This window comes from Nonomuraea sp. NPDC050202, assembly GCF_040656115.1.
In the GTDB taxonomy this organism is placed as follows: Bacteria; Actinomycetota; Actinomycetes; order Streptosporangiales; family Streptosporangiaceae; genus Nonomuraea.
The window spans coordinates 56,231-77,238 of record NZ_JBFALF010000038.1 but is presented as its reverse complement, the minus strand read 5'-3'; the positions used below and the strand labels follow the sequence as shown (position 1 = coordinate 77,238).

16 protein-coding genes and 1 pseudogene are annotated in these 21,008 nt (G+C 72.6%); 10 read left to right on the top strand and 7 right to left on the bottom strand.

Annotated elements, in window-relative coordinates; genetic code table 11:
* The first annotated feature begins 34 nt into the window (after positions 1-34).
* From AB0I79_RS51935 to AB0I79_RS51925, 3 genes are read left to right on the top strand one after another with little or no spacing between them, the layout of a single operon-like run.
* Complete coding sequence (locus AB0I79_RS51935) at positions 35-904, top strand: substrate-binding domain-containing protein (RefSeq protein ID WP_357890845.1); 870 nt, start codon at positions 35-37, stop codon at positions 902-904.
* A gap of 23 nt (positions 905-927) precedes the next feature.
* On the top strand, positions 928-1,629 hold the full coding sequence (locus AB0I79_RS51930) for an ABC transporter permease (RefSeq protein ID WP_357890842.1): 702 nt from the start codon (positions 928-930) through the stop codon (positions 1,627-1,629).
* A 49-nt stretch (positions 1,630-1,678) separates the two neighbouring features.
* On the top strand, positions 1,679-2,698 hold the full coding sequence (locus tag AB0I79_RS51925; RefSeq protein ID WP_357890839.1) for an ATP-binding cassette domain-containing protein: 1,020 nt from the start codon (positions 1,679-1,681) through the stop codon (positions 2,696-2,698).
* 97 nt (positions 2,699-2,795) lie between these two features.
* On the opposite strand, the gene AB0I79_RS51920 is transcribed toward AB0I79_RS51925, so the two are convergent.
* Positions 2,796-3,833: a LacI family DNA-binding transcriptional regulator gene (locus AB0I79_RS51920; RefSeq protein WP_357890836.1), complete on the bottom strand. Its 1,038-nt coding sequence runs from the start codon at positions 3,831-3,833 to the stop codon at positions 2,796-2,798.
* A gap of 202 nt (positions 3,834-4,035) precedes the next feature.
* Here AB0I79_RS51920 and AB0I79_RS51915 point away from each other — a divergent pair, with 202 nt between their 5' ends.
* Positions 4,036-4,404 carry a hypothetical protein gene (locus AB0I79_RS51915; RefSeq protein WP_357890833.1) on the top strand — a complete coding sequence of 123 codons (369 nt, stop codon included), beginning with the start codon at positions 4,036-4,038 and terminating at the stop codon, positions 4,402-4,404.
* Positions 4,405-4,689: 285 nt separating this feature from the next.
* On the opposite strand, the gene AB0I79_RS51910 is transcribed toward AB0I79_RS51915, so the two are convergent.
* On the bottom strand, positions 4,690-6,213 hold the full coding sequence (locus AB0I79_RS51910) for a protein kinase (protein ID WP_357890830.1): 1,524 nt from the start codon (positions 6,211-6,213) through the stop codon (positions 4,690-4,692).
* 92 nt (positions 6,214-6,305) lie between these two features.
* Between AB0I79_RS51910 and AB0I79_RS51905 the strand changes: the two genes are divergently transcribed.
* Positions 6,306-6,620, top strand: a complete 315-nt coding sequence (locus AB0I79_RS51905) for a hypothetical protein (protein WP_357890827.1) — start codon at positions 6,306-6,308, stop codon at positions 6,618-6,620.
* 133 nt (positions 6,621-6,753) lie between these two features.
* Positions 6,754-7,950, top strand: a complete 1,197-nt coding sequence (locus AB0I79_RS51900; RefSeq protein ID WP_357890824.1) for a PHB depolymerase family esterase — start codon at positions 6,754-6,756, stop codon at positions 7,948-7,950.
* Positions 7,951-8,220: 270 nt separating this feature from the next.
* Here the strand turns inward: AB0I79_RS51900 and AB0I79_RS51895 are convergent, their stop codons facing one another.
* The gene (locus tag AB0I79_RS51895) at positions 8,221-11,196 is read right to left on the bottom strand and encodes an AAA family ATPase (protein WP_357890821.1); all 2,976 of its coding nucleotides are present in this window, start codon (positions 11,194-11,196) and stop codon (positions 8,221-8,223) included.
* A 126-nt stretch (positions 11,197-11,322) separates the two neighbouring features.
* On the opposite strand from AB0I79_RS51895, the gene AB0I79_RS51890 reads away from it, so the two are divergent.
* Entirely contained in the window at positions 11,323-11,787 is a 465-nt protein-coding gene (locus tag AB0I79_RS51890) for an SAM-dependent methyltransferase (protein ID WP_357890818.1), read from the top strand.
* 12 nt (positions 11,788-11,799) lie between these two features.
* Entirely contained in the window at positions 11,800-13,308 is a 1,509-nt protein-coding gene (locus AB0I79_RS51885; RefSeq protein WP_357890815.1) for an FAD-dependent monooxygenase, read from the top strand.
* 47 nt (positions 13,309-13,355) lie between these two features.
* On the opposite strand, the gene AB0I79_RS51880 is transcribed toward AB0I79_RS51885, so the two are convergent.
* Genes AB0I79_RS51880 through AB0I79_RS51865 form a run of 4 tightly spaced genes read right to left on the bottom strand, consistent with a single transcriptional unit; the run spans position 13,356 to position 18,983 of the window.
* Entirely contained in the window at positions 13,356-15,911 is a 2,556-nt protein-coding gene (locus tag AB0I79_RS51880; RefSeq protein WP_357890812.1) for a glycoside hydrolase family 78 protein, read from the bottom strand.
* Between the two features lie 8 nt (positions 15,912-15,919).
* Entirely contained in the window at positions 15,920-16,747 is an 828-nt protein-coding gene (locus tag AB0I79_RS51875) for a carbohydrate ABC transporter permease (protein WP_357890809.1), read from the bottom strand.
* Positions 16,744-17,676: a sugar ABC transporter permease gene (locus tag AB0I79_RS51870; protein ID WP_357890806.1), complete on the bottom strand. Its 933-nt coding sequence runs from the start codon at positions 17,674-17,676 to the stop codon at positions 16,744-16,746. The genes AB0I79_RS51875 and AB0I79_RS51870 overlap by 4 nt, the downstream gene beginning before the upstream one ends.
* Complete coding sequence (locus AB0I79_RS51865) at positions 17,673-18,983, bottom strand: extracellular solute-binding protein (RefSeq protein ID WP_357890803.1); 1,311 nt, start codon at positions 18,981-18,983, stop codon at positions 17,673-17,675. The genes AB0I79_RS51870 and AB0I79_RS51865 overlap by 4 nt, the downstream gene beginning before the upstream one ends.
* 225 nt (positions 18,984-19,208) lie before the next feature.
* Between AB0I79_RS51865 and AB0I79_RS51860 the strand changes: the two are divergent.
* Together AB0I79_RS51860 and AB0I79_RS51855 are read left to right on the top strand one after the other, a co-directional pair.
* Positions 19,209-19,292, top strand: a pseudogene (locus AB0I79_RS51860) (hypothetical protein); the annotation flags it as partial.
* A gap of 425 nt (positions 19,293-19,717) precedes the next feature.
* Positions 19,718-20,929 (top strand): alpha/beta hydrolase, encoded by a 1,212-nt coding sequence (locus AB0I79_RS51855; protein ID WP_357890800.1) that lies wholly within the window; start codon positions 19,718-19,720, stop codon positions 20,927-20,929.
* Positions 20,930-21,008: the final 79 nt, after the last annotated feature.

Below are 21,008 nucleotides of genomic sequence, written 5' to 3'. Positions count from 1 at the left end.
CTTGCTCTGTAGTAGCACAGATGGGGCCACAGTGGTGAGAAGCAGGCTTCTGATCGTTGGCGCGCTGGCCGTGACGGTGTTACTGGCCGGGTGCGGGAGCGCCCCCTCCTCCGGCGGGCCTGCGGCGAACCCGCCGGAGGACAAGTCACTGATCCTGGCCACCACGACCAGCACCCAGGACAGCGGCCTGCTCGACGAGCTGTTACCGGCCTTCACCCGCGACAGCGGCTGGCAGGTCAAGACCCTGGCGGTCGGCAGCGGGCAGGCCATCGAGCTGGGCCGGCGCGGGGAGGCCGACGTGCTGCTCGTGCATTCCCCCGCGGCGGAGGAGAAGTTCGTGGCCGAGGGCGGTGCCGGCCGGCGGCGGCTGGTGATGCACAACGACTTCGTGCTGCTCGGTCCGCGGGCCGATCCGGCCGGGATCCGGGGCGCGAAGAGCGCGGAGGCGATGAAGAAGATCGAGGCGGCGCGGGCGATGTTCATCTCCCGGGGAGACGAGTCGGGGACCCACGCCAGGGAGAAGGACCTGTGGTCCAAGGCCGCGGTGGATCCGGGCGGATCGTGGTACCAGTCCACGGGGCAGGGCATGGGCGAGACGTTGCGGGTCGCCGGCGAGAAGGCCGCCTACACGCTGTCGGATCGGGCCACCTTTCTCACCCAGCGCGGCAGCCTGGAGCTGGACGTGCTGAGCGAGGGCGATCCCGGGCTGCTCAACGTCTACCACGTCATCGAGATGACCAGGAAGGCAGGCGATCGGGTACAGCCCGACGGGGCGAAGGCGTTCGCCGACTGGATCGTCGCCCCGCCCGCGCAGCGGCTCATCGGCGAGTTCGGGCGAGCGAAGTACGGCCGGCCGCTGTTCACCCCGGACGCGGGCGCGGACGAGGCGACACTGGGCCAGTGAGCCCGGCCCGGGGAGTGACGTAGATGGACGTGCTGTTCGACGGGCTGGCGGAAGCGATCGGCCTGCTGCTTTCCGGGGACCAGGACAGCTGGTCGATCATGATGCTGACCTTACGGGTGTCGTTGACCGCGACCGCGATCGCGCTGCTGGTCGGCTTGCCGCTGGGCGCGGCCCTGGCGCTGGCGCGCTTCCCCGGCCGGCGGATCGTCCTGGCGGCGGCCAACACCGGGATGGGCATGCCGCCGGTCGTGGTCGGCCTGTTCGTCACCGTGCTGTTGTGGCGCAGCGGGCCGCTGGGCGGGCTCGGGCTGCTCTACACGCCGGCCGCGATGGTCGTCGCCCAGGCCGCGATCGCCACCCCGATCGTGGTCGCCCTGGTCACGGCCGCGCTGCAACAGGTCGATCCCGACTTCCGGGTGCAGATGCAGGCGCTGGGGGCGACGGCGATCCGCGCCTTCGCGGCGCTGCTGAACGAGGCCAGGCTGCCGCTGCTGGCCGCGGCGATGGCGGCGTTCGGCGCGGTGGTGAGCGAGGTAGGGGCCGCGCAGATGGTGGGCGGCAACCTGGCCGGGCAGACCCGGGTGCTGACCACCGCCGCGGTCCTGGCCACCAGCCGGGGCCAGTTCTCGCTCGCCATCGCGTTCGGCCTGATCCTGCTGCTGATCGCGTTCGCCGTGAACGTGTCGCTGACGCTGATGCAACAGCGACGGGCGGTGCCGCGGTGACCGGCCCGGGCACGGGGATCGGGACGGACCGGGCCGTGGTGACCGGGCCGTGGTGACCGGGCCCGGGATCGGCTGCCGCGACCTGCGCGTGCACGCCGGTGGCAGGGAACTGCTCAGCGTGCCGGAGCTGCACGTCGCCTCGGGGCGCACGCTGGCCGTGCTGGGCCCCAACGGCGCCGGCAAGTCCACCCTGCTGCGCGCGCTGGGCCTGCTCAGCAGCCACCGGGTCAGCGGGCAGATCGTGCTCGACGGCCGCCCCGCGACGCCGGCGCTGATGCGCGAGGCGATCGCGGCCGTGCTGCAACGGCCGATCCTGCGCCGCGGCACGGTGGCCGCCAACGTGATCAGCGGACTGCGTTTCCGCGGCGTGAGCCGCCGCGAGGCCCGGGTCAGGGCCTGGCCGTGGATCGAGGCGCTCGGCCTGGCGCCCCTCGCCGGCCGGGACGCCCGCAGCCTGTCCATCGGCGAGGCCCAGCGGGTCAGCATCACCCGCGCGCTCGCCGCCGGACCCCGCGTGCTGCTGCTCGACGAGCCGTTCAGCGGGCTGGACAGCACGACCCGCGCCGACCTGCTCGCCGACCTGCGTGCCGCGCTGAACGGGCAGCCCACCGCGACGATCCTGGTCACCCACGACCGGCAGGAGGCCCTCGCCCTGGCCGAGGACACCGCGCTGCTGATCGGCGGCCGGGTCCGCCAGCACGGCCCGACCGCCGAGGTGCTGGACCACCCGAGCGACGCCGACACGGCCCGGCTGCTCGGCTACACCAACCTCCTGCCGCCGGCCCTCACCGGCCGGCCGCACACCCTCGCCGCCCGGCCCGAGCACACCGAACTCGTCCTCGACCCGTCCGGCGGCGCCACCGGCCGGACCGGCGACGTCCCGGTGGTGACCGGAACGTTGCGCCGGACCGTCGCGCTCGGCATCGCCACCCGTGTCGACGTCGACACCTCCACCGGCCGGTTGACCTGCCTGCACCCCGGCGACGTGCTCGCGACCGAGCTGCCCCCGACCGGCAGCGACGTCCGCGTCAGGATCCGGCACGCACGATCGCTGACCGCCGCTGACTGAGACGGCGAGGCGGGCCCGCAGGGATGGCACCTGCTGGCCACCGCCGAGCCTGCCCGATGCGGTTGACGTAGGCGTCGCGGCGGCTCCCGCTGACCGCCTACGAAGCCGGCGGCGCGGCGGTGGAGGCGCGGACGACGAGGCTCGGCGTGACGGTGAAGCGCACGGGTGTCATGCGGCCTTCGACGCGTTCGAGCAGGAGTTTGCCGGCGGCGCGGCCCATCTCGTGGCCGTCCTGGTCGATGCTGGTCAGGGCGATGTTGGGGAGCGCGGCCAGGTGGGTGTTGTCGTAGCCGGCGACGGAGATGTCGGCGGGGACGGTCAGGCCGGCTTGGTGGATGGCGGCCAGTGCGCCGAGTGCGGCTTGGTCGGCTCCGGCGAAGATGGCGGTGGGGCGGGGGGTGCGGGCGAGGAGCTCGCGGGTGCCGTCGTAGCCGCCTTGCTCGTTGTAGTAGCTGGTGGCGATGGCGATCTCGTCGGCCAGGCCGTGTTCGCGCATGACGCGCTCGTAGGTCGTGGATCGGATGGTGTGCAGCAGGTCGGCGGGGCGGGCGAGGCTGTCGTCCTGGTGGGTGATGTGGGCGATGCGGCGGTGGCCGAGGTGGATGAGGTGGGTGACCACGAGCTCGGCGCCGGCTTCGTCGTCGTCGTAGACGGAGTCGTAATGGGGTGAGCGCTCGTGGCGGGCGAGCACGACGAGTGGTTTGTCCTGGGCGACGTCTTCCAGGCGGGCCTTCGAGGCCAGCGGGGCGACCATGATGATGCCGTCCACCTGGCGGGAGAGCAGGGCGTCGACCGCTCGTTGCTCGACCTTGCGGGTGGCGCCACCCTGGATCATGAACGCCTGGTAGTCGGTGGTGTGCAGGTGTGCGGTCAGGCCGTCCAGGATGTCGGCGAAGAACGGGTTCCTGATGTGCGGCAGCACCAGGCCGATGGTGAAGGTGCGGCCGCGCATGCCCCTGGCCACCGCCTGCGGCCGGTAGCCGAGCTCCTGGATGGCCGTTTTGACCTTGTCCTTCATGGCCGGGCTGACGCCGTAGGCGTTGTTGATCACCTTGGACACCGCCGTGACGGAGACCTGCGCGTGGCTCGCCACGTCGGCGATCGTCACTCGTCGTCGTCGGCCGGACGTGACCATGGAACTCCATTTCCGAGGCGTCGTCCGATTGTATGAGCTGGGCGCGCGGGCTCGATCTGCACGGCGACGGCCCCGCCCAGTACCGGTGCTCGTGCGCGTTCCGCCCGCAGCATCCGGCCGACCATCCCGCCCCGCCCTGGACTTTCCGCGATCCGGCTGGGTAGGCGTGCAAGCCCAGAACAGGAAGGAAAGGAGCGTTGTCGTGCATCCCTCCCACGAGCCGGTCATCAGCCAGGTGCACGCCGGCATGAAGGTCGTCGACCGTGACGGCAAGGAGCTCGGGACGGTGGAGTTCGTCAGGATGGGCGACCCGCAGGCCGCGACCACCGAGGGGCAGGAGTCCGGGGACCGCCCCGGCCTGGTGCCGGCCCTGGCCGCGGTGTTCCACGACGCCGAACCCGACCTGCCGCCCGCGCTGGCGGCGCGGCTGGTGCGTACCGGCTTCGTCAAGGTGGACGCCAAGGGGTTGTTCTCCCGCGACCTGTACGTGGCCGCTGATCAGGTGGCGGGGATCGAGGGGGACGTGGCGCGGCTGAGCGTCGACGCCGGCTCGCTGGCCAAGGAGAGCTGAGGCGCCGACGCCGGTTCGCCGGCTGAGGAGGGCTGCGCACTGACGCCCGTTCGCCGGCCGAGGAGGGCTGCGCCGATGGCGGGACGTCGGCCCAGGAGGGCTGAGCCGGAGGCCGTGCCCCCACCGGGCTCAGGCGTAGCCCCGGGCGGTGGCGTACCTGGGGGGAATCGGCCCGGCGCAACGCCGGATGGGTGGAGTTCGTCCGGCGCAACGCCGAGCCGGCGGCAGCGCTCGCCCGGGCCTGACAGGAGGCGCGCTCTCACCGCCGGAGGCGTGCCTGCCTGATCACTTGCGCCCCTTGCCGCCCTTGCCGGGTGAGCGGAGCTTGTGCACGTGTTTGGCGTTGCCGTTCTGCCCGGTGACCTTCTTCGCCTGGCCCGGCGGCAGGGAGTCCGCCGTGGCGGCGGGGGCGGGCCGTCCGCCCCGGTGCCGGGTGGACGGAGCGCTGCGCTTGACGGCCACGGGCTGCGCCTGCAGGATCGCGGTAGTCGGCACCGAGGCCGGCGTGACCGGTGTGGCAGGCGTGTTGGCGGCAGGCGGCTCGGCGGCGGGCCCGCCTGCCCAGGACGTGGCTGCCAGCACGCCGGCGATCAGAACGCTCACCGCGGCGGCGGGCCGCGCGAACGAGCTCCAGGACCGGCCGCCGGCCGCCCCGTCCCCGCCGCCGGGCTCGGCCCCGTCAGAGGGCTCCGACGATCGATCCGGCGTGTGGCCTTCCGGGAGACAGGGGCCGGAGGGCGGGGACAGCGACGGCGCCGGAGTCGTCACGGATGCGGGCAGAAGCACGGCACCGGTGGATGGCGGCCGCCCGGCGGGCGGGAGCACGGCGCCGGTGGCCGGCGGTTGCCCGGTGAGCGGGAGCACGGCGCCGGTGGCCGGCGCTTGCTCGGTGTACGGAGGCGCGGCGTCTGTGGTCGGCGGTTGCCCGGTGGCCGGAGGCGCGGCGCCGGGGGATGGCAGCTGCCCGGCGGGCAGGGCGGTGATGCGGCGCAGGTGCCGGCAGGCGTCGTCGATGCCGGTGCGGTGGGCGGGATCCTTGGCCAGCAGACCGGTGAGGAGGGGCGCCAGCGGGCCGGCGTGCTCGAAGGGGGCCGGTTCGGCGGTGAGGACGGCGCTGATGGTGGCCAGCGCGCCGCCCTGCTCGAACGGGCATCGGCCCTCGACCGCCGTGTACAGCGTGACGCCCAGCGACCACAGATCGCTCTCCGGGCTCGCCGACGCGCCGCGGGCACGTTCCGGGGCGATGTAGGCGGGCGTGCCGACCACGATGCCCGTCTGCGTGAGACCCACCTGGACCGGCCGCTCCAGGTCGGTGGCCAGGCCGAAGTCGGTCAGCACGGCGTGCCGGCCGCCGGTGTCCAGGAGGATGTTGGCGGGCTTGACGTCGCGGTGCACGATGCCGGCGGAGTGGGCCGCCTGCAGCGCGTCCAGCACCTGAAGGCCGATCCTGGCGACGTCGGCGGCCGGCAGGGGTCCTCGTTCGGCCAGTACGTCGGCCAGGGTCGGGGCGCGTACGAGCTGCAGCACGATCCAGGGGCGCCCGTCGGCGACCACCACGTCGTAGACGGCGGCGATGTGCGGATGGGACAGCCGGGCGGCCAGGCGGGCCTCGCTCATCGTGCGGCCCAGCAAGGTCTCACGTTCGGGCTGCGGCCGCTCGTCCAGGGTCACCTCCTTGATGGCGACCGGCCGGTCGAGCAGCTCGTCGTGGCCGCGCCAGACCCTGCCCATGCCGCCCCGGCCGAGCTCGGACTGCAACCGGTAGCGGCCGGCCAGCACCCAGCCCTGAAATCCCTCCGAAACGGACATGCGCGCGGCCTACCCGATCTACGCCCTTCCATGCGTCCTGTCCTGGGCCGCGTCGCGCCGTCTTCGGAAACGGGACGGCGAGGCTGCCCTCGATGTCGGTGCCCGCCCGGAGGGTGCCGCCCGCGATCGGCTTCTTACGGGTGTCCGGCTCCGCCATCGAGGGGCGGCTGCGGTTGCGCCCGCCCACGGGCAGCACCTGGTGGCGCCTCCAGCGCGGGCCCGGGTGGGAGCCGGCCGCCGCGCCGCCGCAGAGCGACGCGTTCGTGGCCTGCTGGGCGTGGCAGGTGGCCCGGCTGCCAGGTGGTTCACACGGCCGTCCCGCTCCGGCCGCCGGCGGAGGGCGAGAGGACGCGGAGCCGGCCGGGGGAGTTCCTGGGCGCCGCCTGCGACGAGCCATCACCCCGTGAGGAGGGAGGCGAGCGGACGTCCATGGGTTCCCGGCGGAGAGTGTGGCTCGTCACCATGTCCCGAGCGGCTTCCGGCATCTAACGTGCGCTGGAAACACCCCCAGCAGAGTCGTGCCAGAAGCAAGGAGCTGCCATGGCGACCACTCTCCTCAGCCGCACCCTCACCATCCTCCTGCTGGCCGTCCTGACCTGGACGGCGGTGCCGGCCGCGCAGCCGGCGCGGGCGGCGTCGCTGTCCCCGGTCGCCTCGTTCGGCGCGAACCCCGGCAATCTCACCATGTACGCCTACCGGCCTGACGGGCTGGGGAGCGGCCGTCCGCTGGTCGTCCTCCTGCACGGCTGCACCCAGAACGCCGACGGCTACTTCGCCGCCTCCGGCTGGCGCAAGTACGCCGACCAGTGGGGCTTCGCCCTGGTCCTGGCGCAGACCGGCAGCGCGAACAACTCCGCCAGCTGCTTCAACTGGTTCCAGACCGGCGACACCACGCGCGGCCAGGGCGAGGCGGCCTCGATCCGCAACATGGTCGCCCACGCCGTGTCCGCCTACGGCTCCGACCCCGCGCGGGTCTACGTCAGCGGGCTCTCGGCGGGCGGGGCCATGGCGGCGGTCATGCTGGCCACGTACCCGGACGTGTTCGCTGCCGGGTCGATCGGCGCGGGCCTGGCCTACCGGTGCGCCACCAGCCTCGTACAGGCGTCGAGCTGCCAGTACGGCCCCACCGGCCGGACCCCGCAGCAGTGGGGCGACCTGGTACGCGGCGCCCACCCCGGGCACGCGGGCCCGTACCCGCGGGTGGCGATCTGGCAGGGCCAGTCCGACTACACCGTCGTTCCCGCGAACGGCAAGCAGCTGCGCGACCAGTGGACCAACGTGCGCGGCGTGTCCCAGACCCCGTCGGCCACGCGTTCCCTCACCGGCGGCACCACTCTGACGGTGTACGGCGACGACGACGTGCGGCTGTACGAGATCGCCGGCATGGGCCACGGCCTGCCGGTGGACCCGGGCAGCGGGGCCGACCAGTGCGGCGCCACGGCCGCCTACTTCCTGGACACGATCTGCTCGGCCTACCACGACGCCCGCTTCTTCGCCCTGGACGGCGACGCCCCGCCCACCCCGACCCCCACCCCCACCCCCACCCCGACGGTGCCGGGAACCTGCGTGCGGGCCAGCAACTACGCCCACACCACCGCCGGCCGCGCCTACCAGTCGAGCGGCTACACCTACGCCAACGGCTCCAACGAGCCGATGGGGCTGTGGAACACCCACATCGTCCACAGCCTGCGGCAGACCGGCCCGGATCACTGGGTGCTCGCGGACGGCGAGTGCTGAGCCCGGCACCGGCCCGCGCGTACGTGGCGTGACGGGCCACCGGCTCCGGTGAAGAGCCACGCCGAGTGGGCCGCCACGTCCCCGCGTGCCGCCTGCCGGTTGCACGCGCTCGAACAGCGGCCCGCCGCTACGCCGAGCAGCTCACCGCCGCGCCGTGCGCCATCGGACGGGATCTCGCCGGAACCTGGGAGGCGCTCCCAGCCGCCACAAGTCCCCGGTCAAGGCCACAAGGCGGCCGGTGCGGTACGAGGCCCGGTCAGGATCGGTGGCTCACGCCGGCGGCCCCAGGTCGATGCCCGCCAGCTCGGCCCGCGAGGAGATTCCGAGCTTGGGATAGGCCTTGTACAGGTGGAACCCCACGGTTCGCGGGCTGAGGAAGAGCTGGGCGCCGATCTGCCGGTTCGTGGCCCCCGTGGCGGCCAGCCGGACCACCTGGAGCTCCTGGGAGGTCAGCGTGCTGAGCGCCGCACTCGCAGCGGGCGGGCCGGGCTCGGCGGCGTGGACCCCGGTCGCGGCCAGTTCGGAACGGGTACGTTCCGCCCAGGGCTCGGCGCCCAGCTCGACGAAGCCGTGCAACGCGGCGCGTAGCTGCGTCCCCGCGTCGGCGCGACGGCGGGCTCGCCGCAGCCATTCGCCGTAGAGGAGGCGGGTGCGCGCCTGCTCGAAGGGCCGGCCGGCCGAGGGGGCCGGCGCGAGGGCGGCCTCGTAGTGCTGCTCGGCCTGCTGGCGCGGGGCGAGCAGCGCCCGGCAGCGGTGGGCGACCGCGGCCGCCCAGGGGCGGCCGCTGGCCTGGGCCCACGCGTCGTACCTGGCGAACGCGGCGGCGGCTCGGGCAGGCTGGTCGAGGCGGGCGCAGGCCTCGACGTAGTCGGCGATGGCGAAGGTGACGATCACCGTGTGGCCGAGGGGGCCGTCGAGGATGCCCGCCATCCGCTCGGCCGCGGCGTCGTAGCGGGCTCGTACCAGGTCGAGGAGGGTCAGCGCGCAGCCGCCCCAGCCGGATCCGTTGCGTTCGCGGGCTGAGCCCTCGGCCTGATGGGCGAGACGCCGGCATTCGTCGTCCTCGCCGCGGATGGCGGCCAGGCGGGCGAGGATGCCGTGCAGGTGGCGCAGCCGTCCCTCCTGGCCGGTGTCGCGGGCGATCTGCCAGGCCTCCGCCCCTGACGCGGCCGCCTCGGCGTGCAGGCCGCGCAGGATCTGCGCCTGGGTGAGCAGTTGCAGGGCGTGCGGTAACGCGCCGACGAGACCGTGGCTGCGGCAGGCGGCCACCCGGGCGGCGGCCAGCTCGCAGGCGGCGTCGTCGTCGCCGGTCATGAGCGCGCCGAACACGGCATAGGTGCCCGCGACCCGATCGCTCCCGCCGCCACCCCCCACCGGAGCAGCGCCGTCGCCACCCCCCACCGGAGCAGCCCCGCCGCTGACGGCTGAATCAGCGCCGCCGCCACTCGCCGCCAGAACAGCGCCGCCGCTGCTTGCCGCTGAAGCAGCGCTGCCGCCTGCGGGCCGGCCCGCGTCTGCCGCCGTGATGGCGGCCTCTCCTGCGAGGAGGGCCGTGTCTCCCGGGGGAAGGGCGATGTCTCCCGGGGGAAGGGCGGCGTCCCCCTGGGGAAGGGCGGCGCGCAGCAGGGCCAGCCCGGTGGCCGGGTCGCCGGCGGCGACGCGTTCCATGCCGCGCACGGCCGCGATCACGCCGGCCAGGCGCGCTCCCACCTCGGCGGCGAGCGACTCCAGGAGGTCGGCGGTCCGCCCGAGCGCGCCCCGGTCGCCCGCGAACCAGGCCTCGCCCGCGGCCGTGGCGAGCAGGGACGCGGCCTCCGCGGGCGCGGCCCGTACGATGCCCTCGGCGGCGGCGATCAGCAGGTGCGCGGCCGGCGCAGGATCGCCCTGCTCGGCTTCGACCGCGGCCCGCACGCTGGCCAGCCGTGCCAGCAGCAGCGGATCGGAAGCCAGGCGGCGGCCCCGGTCGGCGGCGGCCGCGGCGCGGGGAAGCTGCCCGGCGCCGAGCGCCGACTCCGCGGCGGCGGCCAGCCATCCGGCGCGCCGCTCCCGGTCGAGGGTGAGCTGCGCCGCCCGCTCGTACGCGGTGGCGGCGGAGGCGTTGCTGCCGCGCCCTGCCGCGCGCTCGCCGGCCGCCGCGAGGATCGCCGAGGTCTCCTCGTCGGGTTCGAGCGTGGCCGCCGACAGCTGCCAGGCCCGCCGGTCGGCGTGCTCCTCGCCGTCGAGGACGCCGGCCAGCGCCCGGTGGGCGGCCGTACGCCGGGCGAGCGGCGCCTCGTGGTAGGCGGCGGCCTTGACGAGCGGGTGGCGGAAGCGCAGCCGGTCGCCGGAGACGTCGATGAGCGCGGCGTGCTCGGCCGGCTCCAGGTCCTCCGGCCCCGCGCCGAACGCCTGCGCGGCCCGCAGCACGAGCCGCAGGCTGCCGGAACCGTCGGCGGCGGCGACCAGGAGCAGCAGCCGGGCGGGCTCGGGCAGCCGCCGGATCGTGGCGCGCAGCGATTGCTCGAGCCGCCCGGCCATGGACGGCTCCGGCGGTTGCAGGGGAAGCGGCGCCAGGTGCCCGGCCCGCTGCTCGGGCGTCAGGATCTCGGCGAAGTGCAGCAGCGCCAGCGGATTGCCCTCCGCCTCCTCGATCACCCGGTCACGGGCCTCGGGGGTGAGCCCGCCGGCGCGCCCCGCGAGCAGTCGCTCGCAGTCGCTCCTGGCCAGTCCGGAGATCCGCATGTCCGGAACGCCGTTGATCGCCGGCTCGGCCCCGTCGCGGCCGGCGAAGACCATGGTGATCCGCTCGGCCCCGAGGCGGCGGGCGGCGAACGTCAGCGCGTCCAGCGACGCGCGGTCCAGCCAGTGAACGTCGTCGATCAGGCACAGCAGCGGACGCTCGTCGGCGAGGTCGGCGAGCAGGGTCAGCACCGCGAGCCCGACGAGGAACCGGTCAGGAACGCCCTCGTGCCCTTCGCCGAACGCGCCGCGCAGCGCCGCCCGCTGCCCGGCGGGCAGCCGGTCGATCAGGTGGCGTGCCGGGCGCAGCAGGAGATGCAGCGCGGCGTAGGGCAGCTCGGACTCGGCCTCGACGCCGGTGGCACGCAGGACGAGCGCGTCCTCACCGGCCCTGTTCGCGGCCTCCTCCAGCAGCGCCGACTTGCCGATCCCCGCCACGCCGTACACCGCGACGGCGTTGCCCTGCCCAGCCCGTGACTCGGCGATCAACCGGCTGAGCACGGCGATCTCCGCATTTCGCCCGATCATGATGGGCGACCTTACCTAAGCCGCCCGCCGGACCCCCACGAGACTCAGGTCACCGTGACTGATCCGGCCGGAACCGGGACGCCCTACTGTCAGAAACCGCAGCCCAGGACACACGGGAGGATCATCATGGAGCCGATCATCGTCGAGGCCGTGGGAACGGTCGTCGGCGGGCGGACCGAAGCGTTCGACGACGACTGGAACACCGAGGAGGCGCTGATCCGCCTCGACGGCGCCCGTTTCGGGCCCGGCAGCGTCGCCGGGCTGGACGCGTTCTCGCATCTGGAGGTGGTGTTCCAGTTCCATCGCGTGGATCCGTCAGAGGTGCACACCTCCGCCCGCCGCCCGAGGGGGAACCCGGACTGGCCGGAGGCCGGCATCTTCGCCCAACGGGGCAAGAACCGCCCGAACCGGCTGGGCGTCTCGCGCTGCCGGCTGCTCGCCGTGGACGGGCTCGACCTCCACGTACGCGGGCTGGACGCCATCGACGGCAGCCCGGTCCTGGACGTCAAGCCCTACATGGCCGAGTTCGGCCCGCAGGGCGAGACCGTGCAGCCGGCCTGGGCGACCGAGCTCATGCGTGCCTACTACTGAGGAGCACAGGACATGTCCGAAGTGATTGTCGTGGGGGCGGGGCCGACCGGGTTGCTGCTGGCGGGGGATCTGGCGGAGTCGGGGGTGGCGGTCACGGTGCTGGAGCGTCGTGATGGCACGGTGTCGAATCTGTCGCGGGCGTTCGGGGTGCATGCGCGCACGTTGGAGCAGCTGGATGCGCGGGGGCTGGCGGATCGGCTGGTGGGGATGGGGGCGGTGCTGCGCCGAGTACGGTTGTTCGAGCGGGTGGAGGTGGATCTGGGGGAGTTGCCGAGCCGGTTCCCGTTTCTGTTGATCACGCCGCAGTACAACGTGGAGCGGTTGTTGCTGGAGCGGGCGCTGGCCGCGGGGGTGGAGATCGTGTACGGGGCCGAGGTGCACGGCCTGGTACAGGACGGGGCGGGGGTGAGGGTGTCGGCCGGGGCGGGGGAGTATCGGGCGTCGTACGTGGTGGGCTGTGATGGGTATCACAGCGTGGTGCGGCAGGCGCTCGGTCTGCCGTTTCCGGGCAAGTCGGTGCTCAAGTCGATCATGCTGGGTGATGTGCGGATGGCCGAGCCGCCGGGTGGGCTGCTGACGGTGAACGGGGTGGGGGACGCGTTCGCGTTCGTCGCGCCGTTCGGGGATGGCTACTTCCGGGTGTTCGCCTGGGATCGCCGGCATGTGGTGGCCGATGATGCGCCGCTTGCGCTGGAGGAGTTGCGGGAGGTGACCCGGCGGGCGCTGGGCAGCGATTTCGGGATGGGGGAGCCGCGTTGGTTGTCGCGGTTTCACAGTGATGAGCGGCAGGTGCCGCGGTATCGGGTGGGGCGGGTGTTTGTGGCCGGGGATGCCGCGCATGTGCATTCCCCGGCCGGTGGGCAGGGTATGAACACCGGTCTGCAGGATGCGGCGAACCTGGGCTGGAAGCTGGCCGCGGTGCTGCGGGGTGCGCCGCAGGCGCTGCTGGACAGCTATCACGGTGAGCGGTATCCGGTCGGGCGTTCGGTGCTGCGCAGCAGCGGCGCGCTGATCCGCGCCGCGATGATCGAGTCGGCCGCCGGGCGGGCGGTGCGCGGGTTCGCCGCGCGGGGGGCGTTGTCCATCCCGAGGCTGCGGGAGAAGGTGGCCGGGCAGCTCAGCGGCATCGGCTACCACTACCCGGCCGGGCACGGCGCGCCCGAGGGCGCCGGCACCCGCGCCGCTGACGTCGCGCTGGCCGGCGGCGGCCGCCTGTATGAGGCGCTACGCGAGCGCCGCTTCGTCCTGCTCGGCGACCCCAACCCGATCAGCGACCCCGCCTCGATCAGCAACACCGATCTGCTCGCCGACGCCGGCCAGATCAGCGACCCAGATCTGATCGGTGACACCGGCCTGGCCGGCTGGCGCGACCGGGTCAAGGTGGACGCTCCCGCCCGCCCCGGCGGCCCGCTGACGCTCATCCGCCCCGACGGGTACATCGCCTGGACCGGCACCGACACCACCGACCTGCACCAGGTCCTCACCACGCTGGTGGGCCCCGTGGGCTCGCGCGCGGTGTGAGGGCGGCAGGGCGCTTGCCTCGAAAGCGCCCTGCCGGCCGCGGACATTCAGATGCTGACCTCGAACGTGTGACGCCCGGCCCCCACCTCCTGCGCGGTGACACCTGGCAGGTCCACCTCCGCGGTCGTGCCCGGGGGGACGTCGGCGGTGACGGTCAGGAGACCGTCCTCGCTGCTCCAGGAGACCGAGGCCGGCCCGTAGGGGGTGTCGAGTGAGGCGGAGGCGTGGGTGAGGCCGCCGCCGGGGCGGGGGGCGATGCGCAGGCGGCGGTAGCCGGGAGCGGCGGGGGCGAGGCCGGCGACCGTGCGGTGCATCCAGTCGGCGATGGCGCCGAGGGCGTAGTGGTTGAAGGAGGTCATCTCGCCCGGGTTGACCGTGCTGTCGGGGAGCATGCTGTCCCAGCGTTCCCAGATGGTGGTGGCGCCCATGGTGACCGGGTACAGCCAGGACGGGCAGTTGCGCTGCAGCAGCAGCGTGTAGGCGGTGTCGTAGGCGCCGACGGAGCAGAGGGCGTCGCAGATGAGCGGGGTGCCGACGAAGCCGGTGCCGATGCGGTGGTCGTCGGCGGCGACGAGCTGCACGAGCCGCCGTCCGGCGCGTTCGCGCTGTTCGGGGCCGTCGAGCAGGTCGAGAGTGAGGGCGAGGGCGTAGGCGGTCTGGGTGTCGCAGGCCAGCCGGCCCGACGGGGTGACGAACTCGCGGCGGAAGGCCGCGCGCACCTGCGAGGCCAGCTCCGCGTAGCGCGCCGCGTCGGCGGAGTGGCCGAGCAGGGCCGCTGTGTCGGCCACGACCTGCGCGGTCCACGCGTGGTAGGCGGTGGCGACGAGCGCGTGGTCGGTGCGGGCCTTGCCGGGCTGGTCCGGGGGAGCGGCGGGGTCGAGCCAGTCGCCGAACTGGAAGCCTTCGTCCCACAGGTGGTTCCTGGTGAGGGAGGCGATCTGGTCCACCCAGGCGGTCATGCTGGGGTACTGGCGCTGCAGCAGGCCGACGTCGCCGGTGCGCTGGTAGAGCGTCCAGGGGACGAGTACGGCGGCGTCGCCCCACGCGGCCGTGGGGGAGACGCCGAACGCCAGCGGCACCCAGGGCACGTAGTGCGGCACGGTACCGTGCTCGCCCTGCTCGGCGGCGAGGTCGGCGAGCCACGAGGTCAGCGGCCCGGCGCAGTTGTAGAGGAACGCGGCGGTGGGGGCGAAGACCTGGATGTCGCCGGTCCAGCCGAGGCGTTCGTCGCGTTGCGGGCAGTCGGTGGGCAGGTCGACGTAGTTGCCGCGCATGCTCCAGCGGACGTTGTCGTGCAGGCGGTTGAGCAGCGGGTCGGAGCACTCGAAGGAGCCGATGGGCCGCATGTCGGTGTGGCAGACGACCGCCACGACGTCCTGCGGCCGCAACTGTCCAGGCCAGCCGTCGATCTGGGCGTAGCGGAAGCCGTGGGTGGTGAAGCGCGGCTCGAAGGTCTCCGGTTCGGCGTCGCCGCGCAGCGTGTACTGGTCGAGCGCGGCGGCGTCGCGTAGCGGGCGCAGCGCGAGGGCCCCGTTCTCCAGGACCTCGGCGTGCCGGAGGGTGATCGTGTGGCCGGCCGGGCCCTGGACGCGGATGCGCAGCCGGCCGGCGATGTTCTGGCCGAAGTCGAGGATGGTCTCGCCCGAGGGGCCGGTCAGGACCTCGGCCGGGGCCAGCGTCTGGGTGCGGCGGACGGGCGGCCCGGTGGGCGCGATCAGGAGCGTGGCGTCGTGGGGGAGGGCGTCGGCGGGCTGCCAGGCGGTGTCGTCGAAGCCGGGTTCGGACCAGCCGGTCGGCTCCAGGCGGGCGTCGTGCTTCTCGCCGTCGTAGAGGCCGGCGGCGGTGACCGGGCCGGGGGCGCAGCGCCAGGAGTTGTCGGTGACCACGACGTCCGTGGTGCCGTCGGCGTAGGTGACCTCGAGCTGGGCGATGAGCGCGGTGCGGTCGCCGTAGAGGTTCGTCTTGCCGCCGAGGAAGCCGATGCGGCCGCGCCACCAGCCGTCGGCGAGGGTGGCGCCGATGGCGTTCGGGCCTTCCCGGAGCAGGGCGGTGACGTCGTGGGTGCGGTAGCGCAGGCGGTGGTGGTAGCTGGTCCAGCCGGGGGCCAGCACGTCGTCGCCGACCACGCGGCCGTTGAGCTCGGCCTCGAAGATGCCCTGCGCGGTGATGTAGAGGCGGGCGCGCTCGACCGGTCCGCGCAGGGTGAAGTCGTGGCGCAGCAGCAGCGCGGGCCCGTCGGGGACGCCCAGCAGCTCCAGCGGTGGTGCGGCGGCGGAGGCCTGCCAGTCGGCGGGGTTCAGCAGCCCGGTCTCCACGTACGACCAGGGGCTCCAGTCGCTGGTCGAGCCGTCGGCTCCGTGCACGCGTACCCGGGCGCCGCGCCGCTCGCGCGAGTCCAGGGGGGTGCCCGGCCACGGCACCAGCACCGATTCGGCGGACTCGATCCGGCCGGTGGTGGTGCCGTCGCTGAATTCGATCTCGTAGGCGGCCTGCGTCCAGCCGGGGGCGTCGGTGGTGACGGTCCAGGACAGCCGGGGCTCGGGCTCGCCGATGCCGAGCGGCTCGGAGTGGTGTTCGAAGGCAGGCGCGGTGATGGTGAGCAAGGCGCTCCTTAGCCCTTGATGGCGCCGGCGGTCATGCCGGCGACGATCTTGCGGTTGAAGAAGACGAACAGCAGCAGGGGTGGGATGGTGATCAGGACGATGTCCATGAACAGCAGGTTCCACTGGGTGTTGTACTGGCTCTGGAAGTTGTAGAGGGTGACCTGGACGGTGGCGTTGTCGTCTCCGGGTAGCAGGTAGAGCGGGTTGACGAAGTCGTTGAAGATGTTGACCGAGCTGACCAGGATGACGGTGATGGTGACCGGGCGGAGCAGCGGGAAGATCACGCGGAAGAACAGCCGGAAGCCGCTGCAGCCGTCGATCTGGGCGGCCTCGTCGAGTTCGCGCGGGATGGCCGCGATGAAGGCGCGGAACAGCAGCATGGCGAAGGACAGGTGGAAGGCCACCTCGGCCAGGATCATGCCGGGCAGGGTCTTGAACAGGCCGATGGCCTGCAGCAGCCAGATGGTCGGCACGACGGCGGGTGGGATGATCAGTCCGGACAGCACCAGGAAGTCGGCCAGCTTGGCGACCTTGCCGGGCCGGCGTTGCAGGGCGAACGCGGCCATGGCGCCGAAGATGACGAGCAGGGTGACCGAGGCGACGGTGATGATGGTGCTGTTGACGTAGGCGCGCAGCAGAATGTAGTCGCGCGCCTCGACGACGGCCATGAAGTTCTCGACGATCGGCCAGCTGGTGGGCCAGGCGAAGTCGAGGTCGGTGGCCTGGGTCTGGTCCTTGACGGCGGTGAGCAGCATGAGCGCGAACGGGACCAGGAAGATCGCGGTGGCCAGGACCAGCACGACGGCTTCGGCGCTGAGCCTGCGAAGTGTCTTCATGCGGCCACCTGCCTCTTGCCCAGGTAGTAGTTGAGCGGCACGGCGATGGCCGTGACGACGAGGAAGAGGATCACGTTCCCCGCCGTCGACAGGCCGAAGAAGCCGGCTTGGTACTGCTTGTAGATGATGGAGGCGATGGTGTCGCTGGTGAAGCCGGGTCCGCCGCGGGTCATGGTCCAGATGAGGTCGAAGGAGCGCAGGCCGCCGATGAAGGACAGGATGATCACTGAGTAGGTGGCGGGCCAGGACAGGGGGAGGGTGACGTGCCGGAAGCGGTGCCAGGCGCCGCCGCCGTCCACGGCGACGGCTTGGTAGTACTCGGTGGGGATGGACATGATGCCGGCGATGTAGATGACGGTGGCCAGGCCGACGCCTTTCCAGACGTCCACCAGGGCTACCGACAGCAGGGCGGTGGTGGCGTCGCCGAGCCAGTCGCGGCCGTCGATGCCGACCAGTGCGAGGGTCTGGTTGATCAGGCCGGTTTGTGGTTTGAGCAGCATGGCGAAGGTGATGCCGACTGCGACGGTGGAGACCAGGGTGGGGAAGAACACCACCGAGCGCAGGAAGCCGCGCAGCCGTAGTCTGCTGGTGAGCAGGACGCCGAGCAGCAGGCCAAGGACGACCTTGAGGCCGCTGGTGAGGACGGCGTAGATGATGGTGTTCTGGAAGCCGATGCGCAGGTTCTGTTCGGCGAGGAAGTCGCGGAAGTTGTCCAGGCCGACGAAGGTGCTGTCGAACAGCGTCCAGCGGGTGAGGGCGAAGTAGAACGCCATCGCCGTCGGTACCAGGAAGATGACCACGAACACCACGGCGGCGGGCAGGTACAGCCAGTACGGGTAGGCCGACTTGCGCCGGGCCGCCGGGCGGGCGTGCCGTTGCCCCGGAGTCGGGCCGGGCCCCGTGTGGGGCCCGGCGTGCTGCTGCGTCACCACCCTGCGAGCCCCAGCTGCTTGGCCTGCTTCTCGACGTCCTTGTCGTACTGGGCGGCGCCCTCGGCGGGTGGGGTCAGCCCGGAGCCGACGGCGACGGTGATCTGCTCCAGCGACGGGCCCTTGACCGGGGAGACGAACTCCAGCGCGGGCGCGGTACGGCCCTCGTCCACGTACACCTGCAGGTCCTTGGCCACCTGGATGGCGTCGTCGGGCAGCTCGGCGCCCTGGATCCGGTACGGCCCGGCCGGCTGGACGACCTTGTTGACCGCGTCGGCCGCGGTCGGCGAGGCGACGAAGCCGAGGAACTTCTTGGCCGCCTCCAGGTTCTCGGTGCTCTTGGCGATGTAGATGCCGGGAGGCTCCCAGATCGTGGCGCCGTTCTTGGCCGCATCGGTACCGGGGATGCCGAAGAAGCCGATGTCGGTGGCTGCCTGCGGCATGCTGGCCACCAGCGGCGGGAGCTGGGCGCTCAGCATCGGGTAGTGCGCGCCCTTGCCCTCGACCAGCAGTTTCATGCCCTGGTCGTTGGTGGCCGAGCCGAAGCCTTCCTGCATGTAGCCCTTGGCATGCACGTCGGCCAGGTGCTGGAAGCCCGCCTGGGCGGCCGGCGTGGTGGCGAACTTGGCCTGGTTGGCCGTGTAGTCCTGCGCGAAGCTCGGCACCGCGGCCTGCACGTTGTAGTAGTCGCCCAGTACGAACAGCTGCGAGGTCCAGGTGTCCTTGAACGTGCCGATCACCGGCGTGATCCCGGCGGCCTTGATCTTGTCGTTGTTGGCCATGAAGTCGGCCCAGGTCTTCGGCACCTCCAGCTTGAGCTGCTCGTAGACCTTACGGTTGTAGAGGATGCCGCCGCCCATCGCGGTGCCGGCGGGCACGCCGTACACCTTGCCGCTCTGGCTCACCACGGGCAGGAAGTCCTTCTGGACATGCTGCAGCACCGGGTCGCCGGTCAGGTCCACCATGGTCTGGGCCGGGTTGAGCGCCTGGAGCAGCGAGCCCGAGTTGTACCAGAACACATCCGACATGTCGCCCGTCGAGAGCCGGGTCTTGATGATGTTGTCGCCCTCGCTGCCGCCGGGCCGGGTCTCCGTCTCGATCTTGATCGTGGGGTTGGCCTTCATGAAGGCGTCCGCGAGCGCCTTGGCCGTGTCCACGGTTGCTTGGCTGTTGTCGACGAGGAACTTCAAGGTGACGGCGCCGCCACCGCCGCCCGACTCGGTGCCCGAGTCTGAGCCGCACGAGGTCAGAGCCGCCATCGCAAGGACGGCCAGGGCCGCTCCCATCGTGCGGTGCGAGGTCTTCACAACGCCCCTCCAGGTCGTTGAAACGTTTTAAGAGGCCCCCGATGGCAGTTAACGTAAGCGTTACTTTGAGAGAGCGTCAAGAGGCAAATTGGATAACGGTCCTCGATCGTGACCCTGGTGGGTCAGGCATTGGCAATAGCCGCCTCTCGCTGGTTGGATAACGTTGCCCATCGCGTGGCATCCCACGACCTCATCAAGGACGGGCGTCGAACCTGGAAGGCGGGCATGGTCACACGAGGTCGGCAGCGCAGAGTGACGATCACCGATGTGGCCCAGCACGCTCAGGTGTCCACCACGGCGGTGTCGAAGGTGCTGCGCAACGCCTATGGCGTCAGCGAGGCGATGCGCACGAAGTGCAGGCCTCGGCGCTGTACGACTGCGTGCTCGACGACGACGAGCTGGGCGCCCAACTGGTCGTCGAGCACCTCATCAGGCTCGGACACCGCCGCATCACGCACATCACCCAGAAGGACACCGCCTCCGGCCGCTCCGCCGTCCTGCTGCACACCATCCGTGCCAGGCGACGTTTCCGTGGCCGGCTACGACAACGCCCGCATGAGCTGCCTCGCGCACATCTCGCTGACCACCGTCGACCAGGACGGCGCCGGCCGGACACGGGTCGCCGGGGAGCCGGAGCGGCGGGCCTGCCCGGCCCGAACCCTGACGAAAGTAAGGGCGCGAGCTGGCCTTTCGGGCATGTCAGGCATGGCGCCGTCCTTCCTACAGTGCTGCGCGTGATCAGAACTCGACGCAACCCCGCCGCCCTCCTCCTCGCCTTGACCGTGGCCCTGCCGGTGTCGGCCGCCTCGACGGCATCGCCCGCCGCCGCCTCCCCCTTCGCCTCCCCCTCCGGCTCCTCCGCGGGCGCTTCCGGCGTGCGCTTCGCGATCCCCCACCCCACCGGACGGTACGAAGTCGGGCGCGACACCCTGCATCTCGCCGACGTCGGCCGCCGTGACCCCTGGGTGCCCTCGGCCAAGGCGCGCGAGCTGATGGTGTCGATGTACTTCCCGGCTCGCAGCGGCGGGAGCGCCGCGCCGTACATGACCCTCGACGAGGCCCGCCTCCTCCTCCAGGGGCAGCGGCTCGACTCCCTCTTCAAGCCCGAGCAGCTCGCCGACGTCCGCACGAACGCGCGCGTGGGCGCCCGTCCCGTCGGCGGCAGGCACCCCCTGGTGGTGCTCTCCCCGGGGTTCACCCTCAACCGCGCCACCCTGACCACGCTCGCCGAAGAGCTCGCCTCCAAGGGTTACGTCGTCGCCCTCGTGGATCACGCCTACGAGTCGTTCGGGACGGCCTTCCCCGGCGGCCGCACCCTGACCTGCGTCGCATGCGAGACGGTGGAGAAGGCCCCCTCTGCTGAGGCGGAGAAGAAGCTGCTGGCCAAGGCCGCGGTCACCCGGGCAGCCGATGTGTCCTTCGTCATCGACCGGCTGACCCGCCCCGCCGCCGCCTGGAAGCACTGGCGCATGATCGACCCGCGCCGGATCGGCGCCGCCGGCCACTCGCTCGGCGGCAACACGGCGGCGAGCGTCATGGCCGCCGACCGGCGCGTGCGCGCCGGGGTGAACATGGACGGCTCGTTCTTCGCCCCGGTCCCGGCCTCCGGCCTCGGCAAACGGCCGTTCCTCATGCTCGGCACCCAGGCCCAGCACTCGCCCGGCTCCACCGACGCCACCTGGCCGCGGGACTGGCGGCGCCTGGACGGCTGGAAGCGCTGGCTGACCGTGACCGGCTCCGGCCACTTCACCTTCATCGACCTGCCCATCCTGGGCGGGCAGGCCGGGATCACCGACCCTGCCGCGCCACTGCCGGGCAAGCGGTCGGGCGAGATCACCACGGCGTACGTGGGCGCCTTCTTCGACCAGCACCTCCAGGGCGAGCCCCGGCCCCTGCTGGACGGCCCGTCCCGCGCCAACCCGGAAGTGGCCTTCCAGAACCCCTGAGGGCCCGAGTGCCGTCTTACGGCTCCGGCTCGGGCGATCCCAGGAGGGACTCAGGCGTGGGTGTTGAAGGGGATCGCGC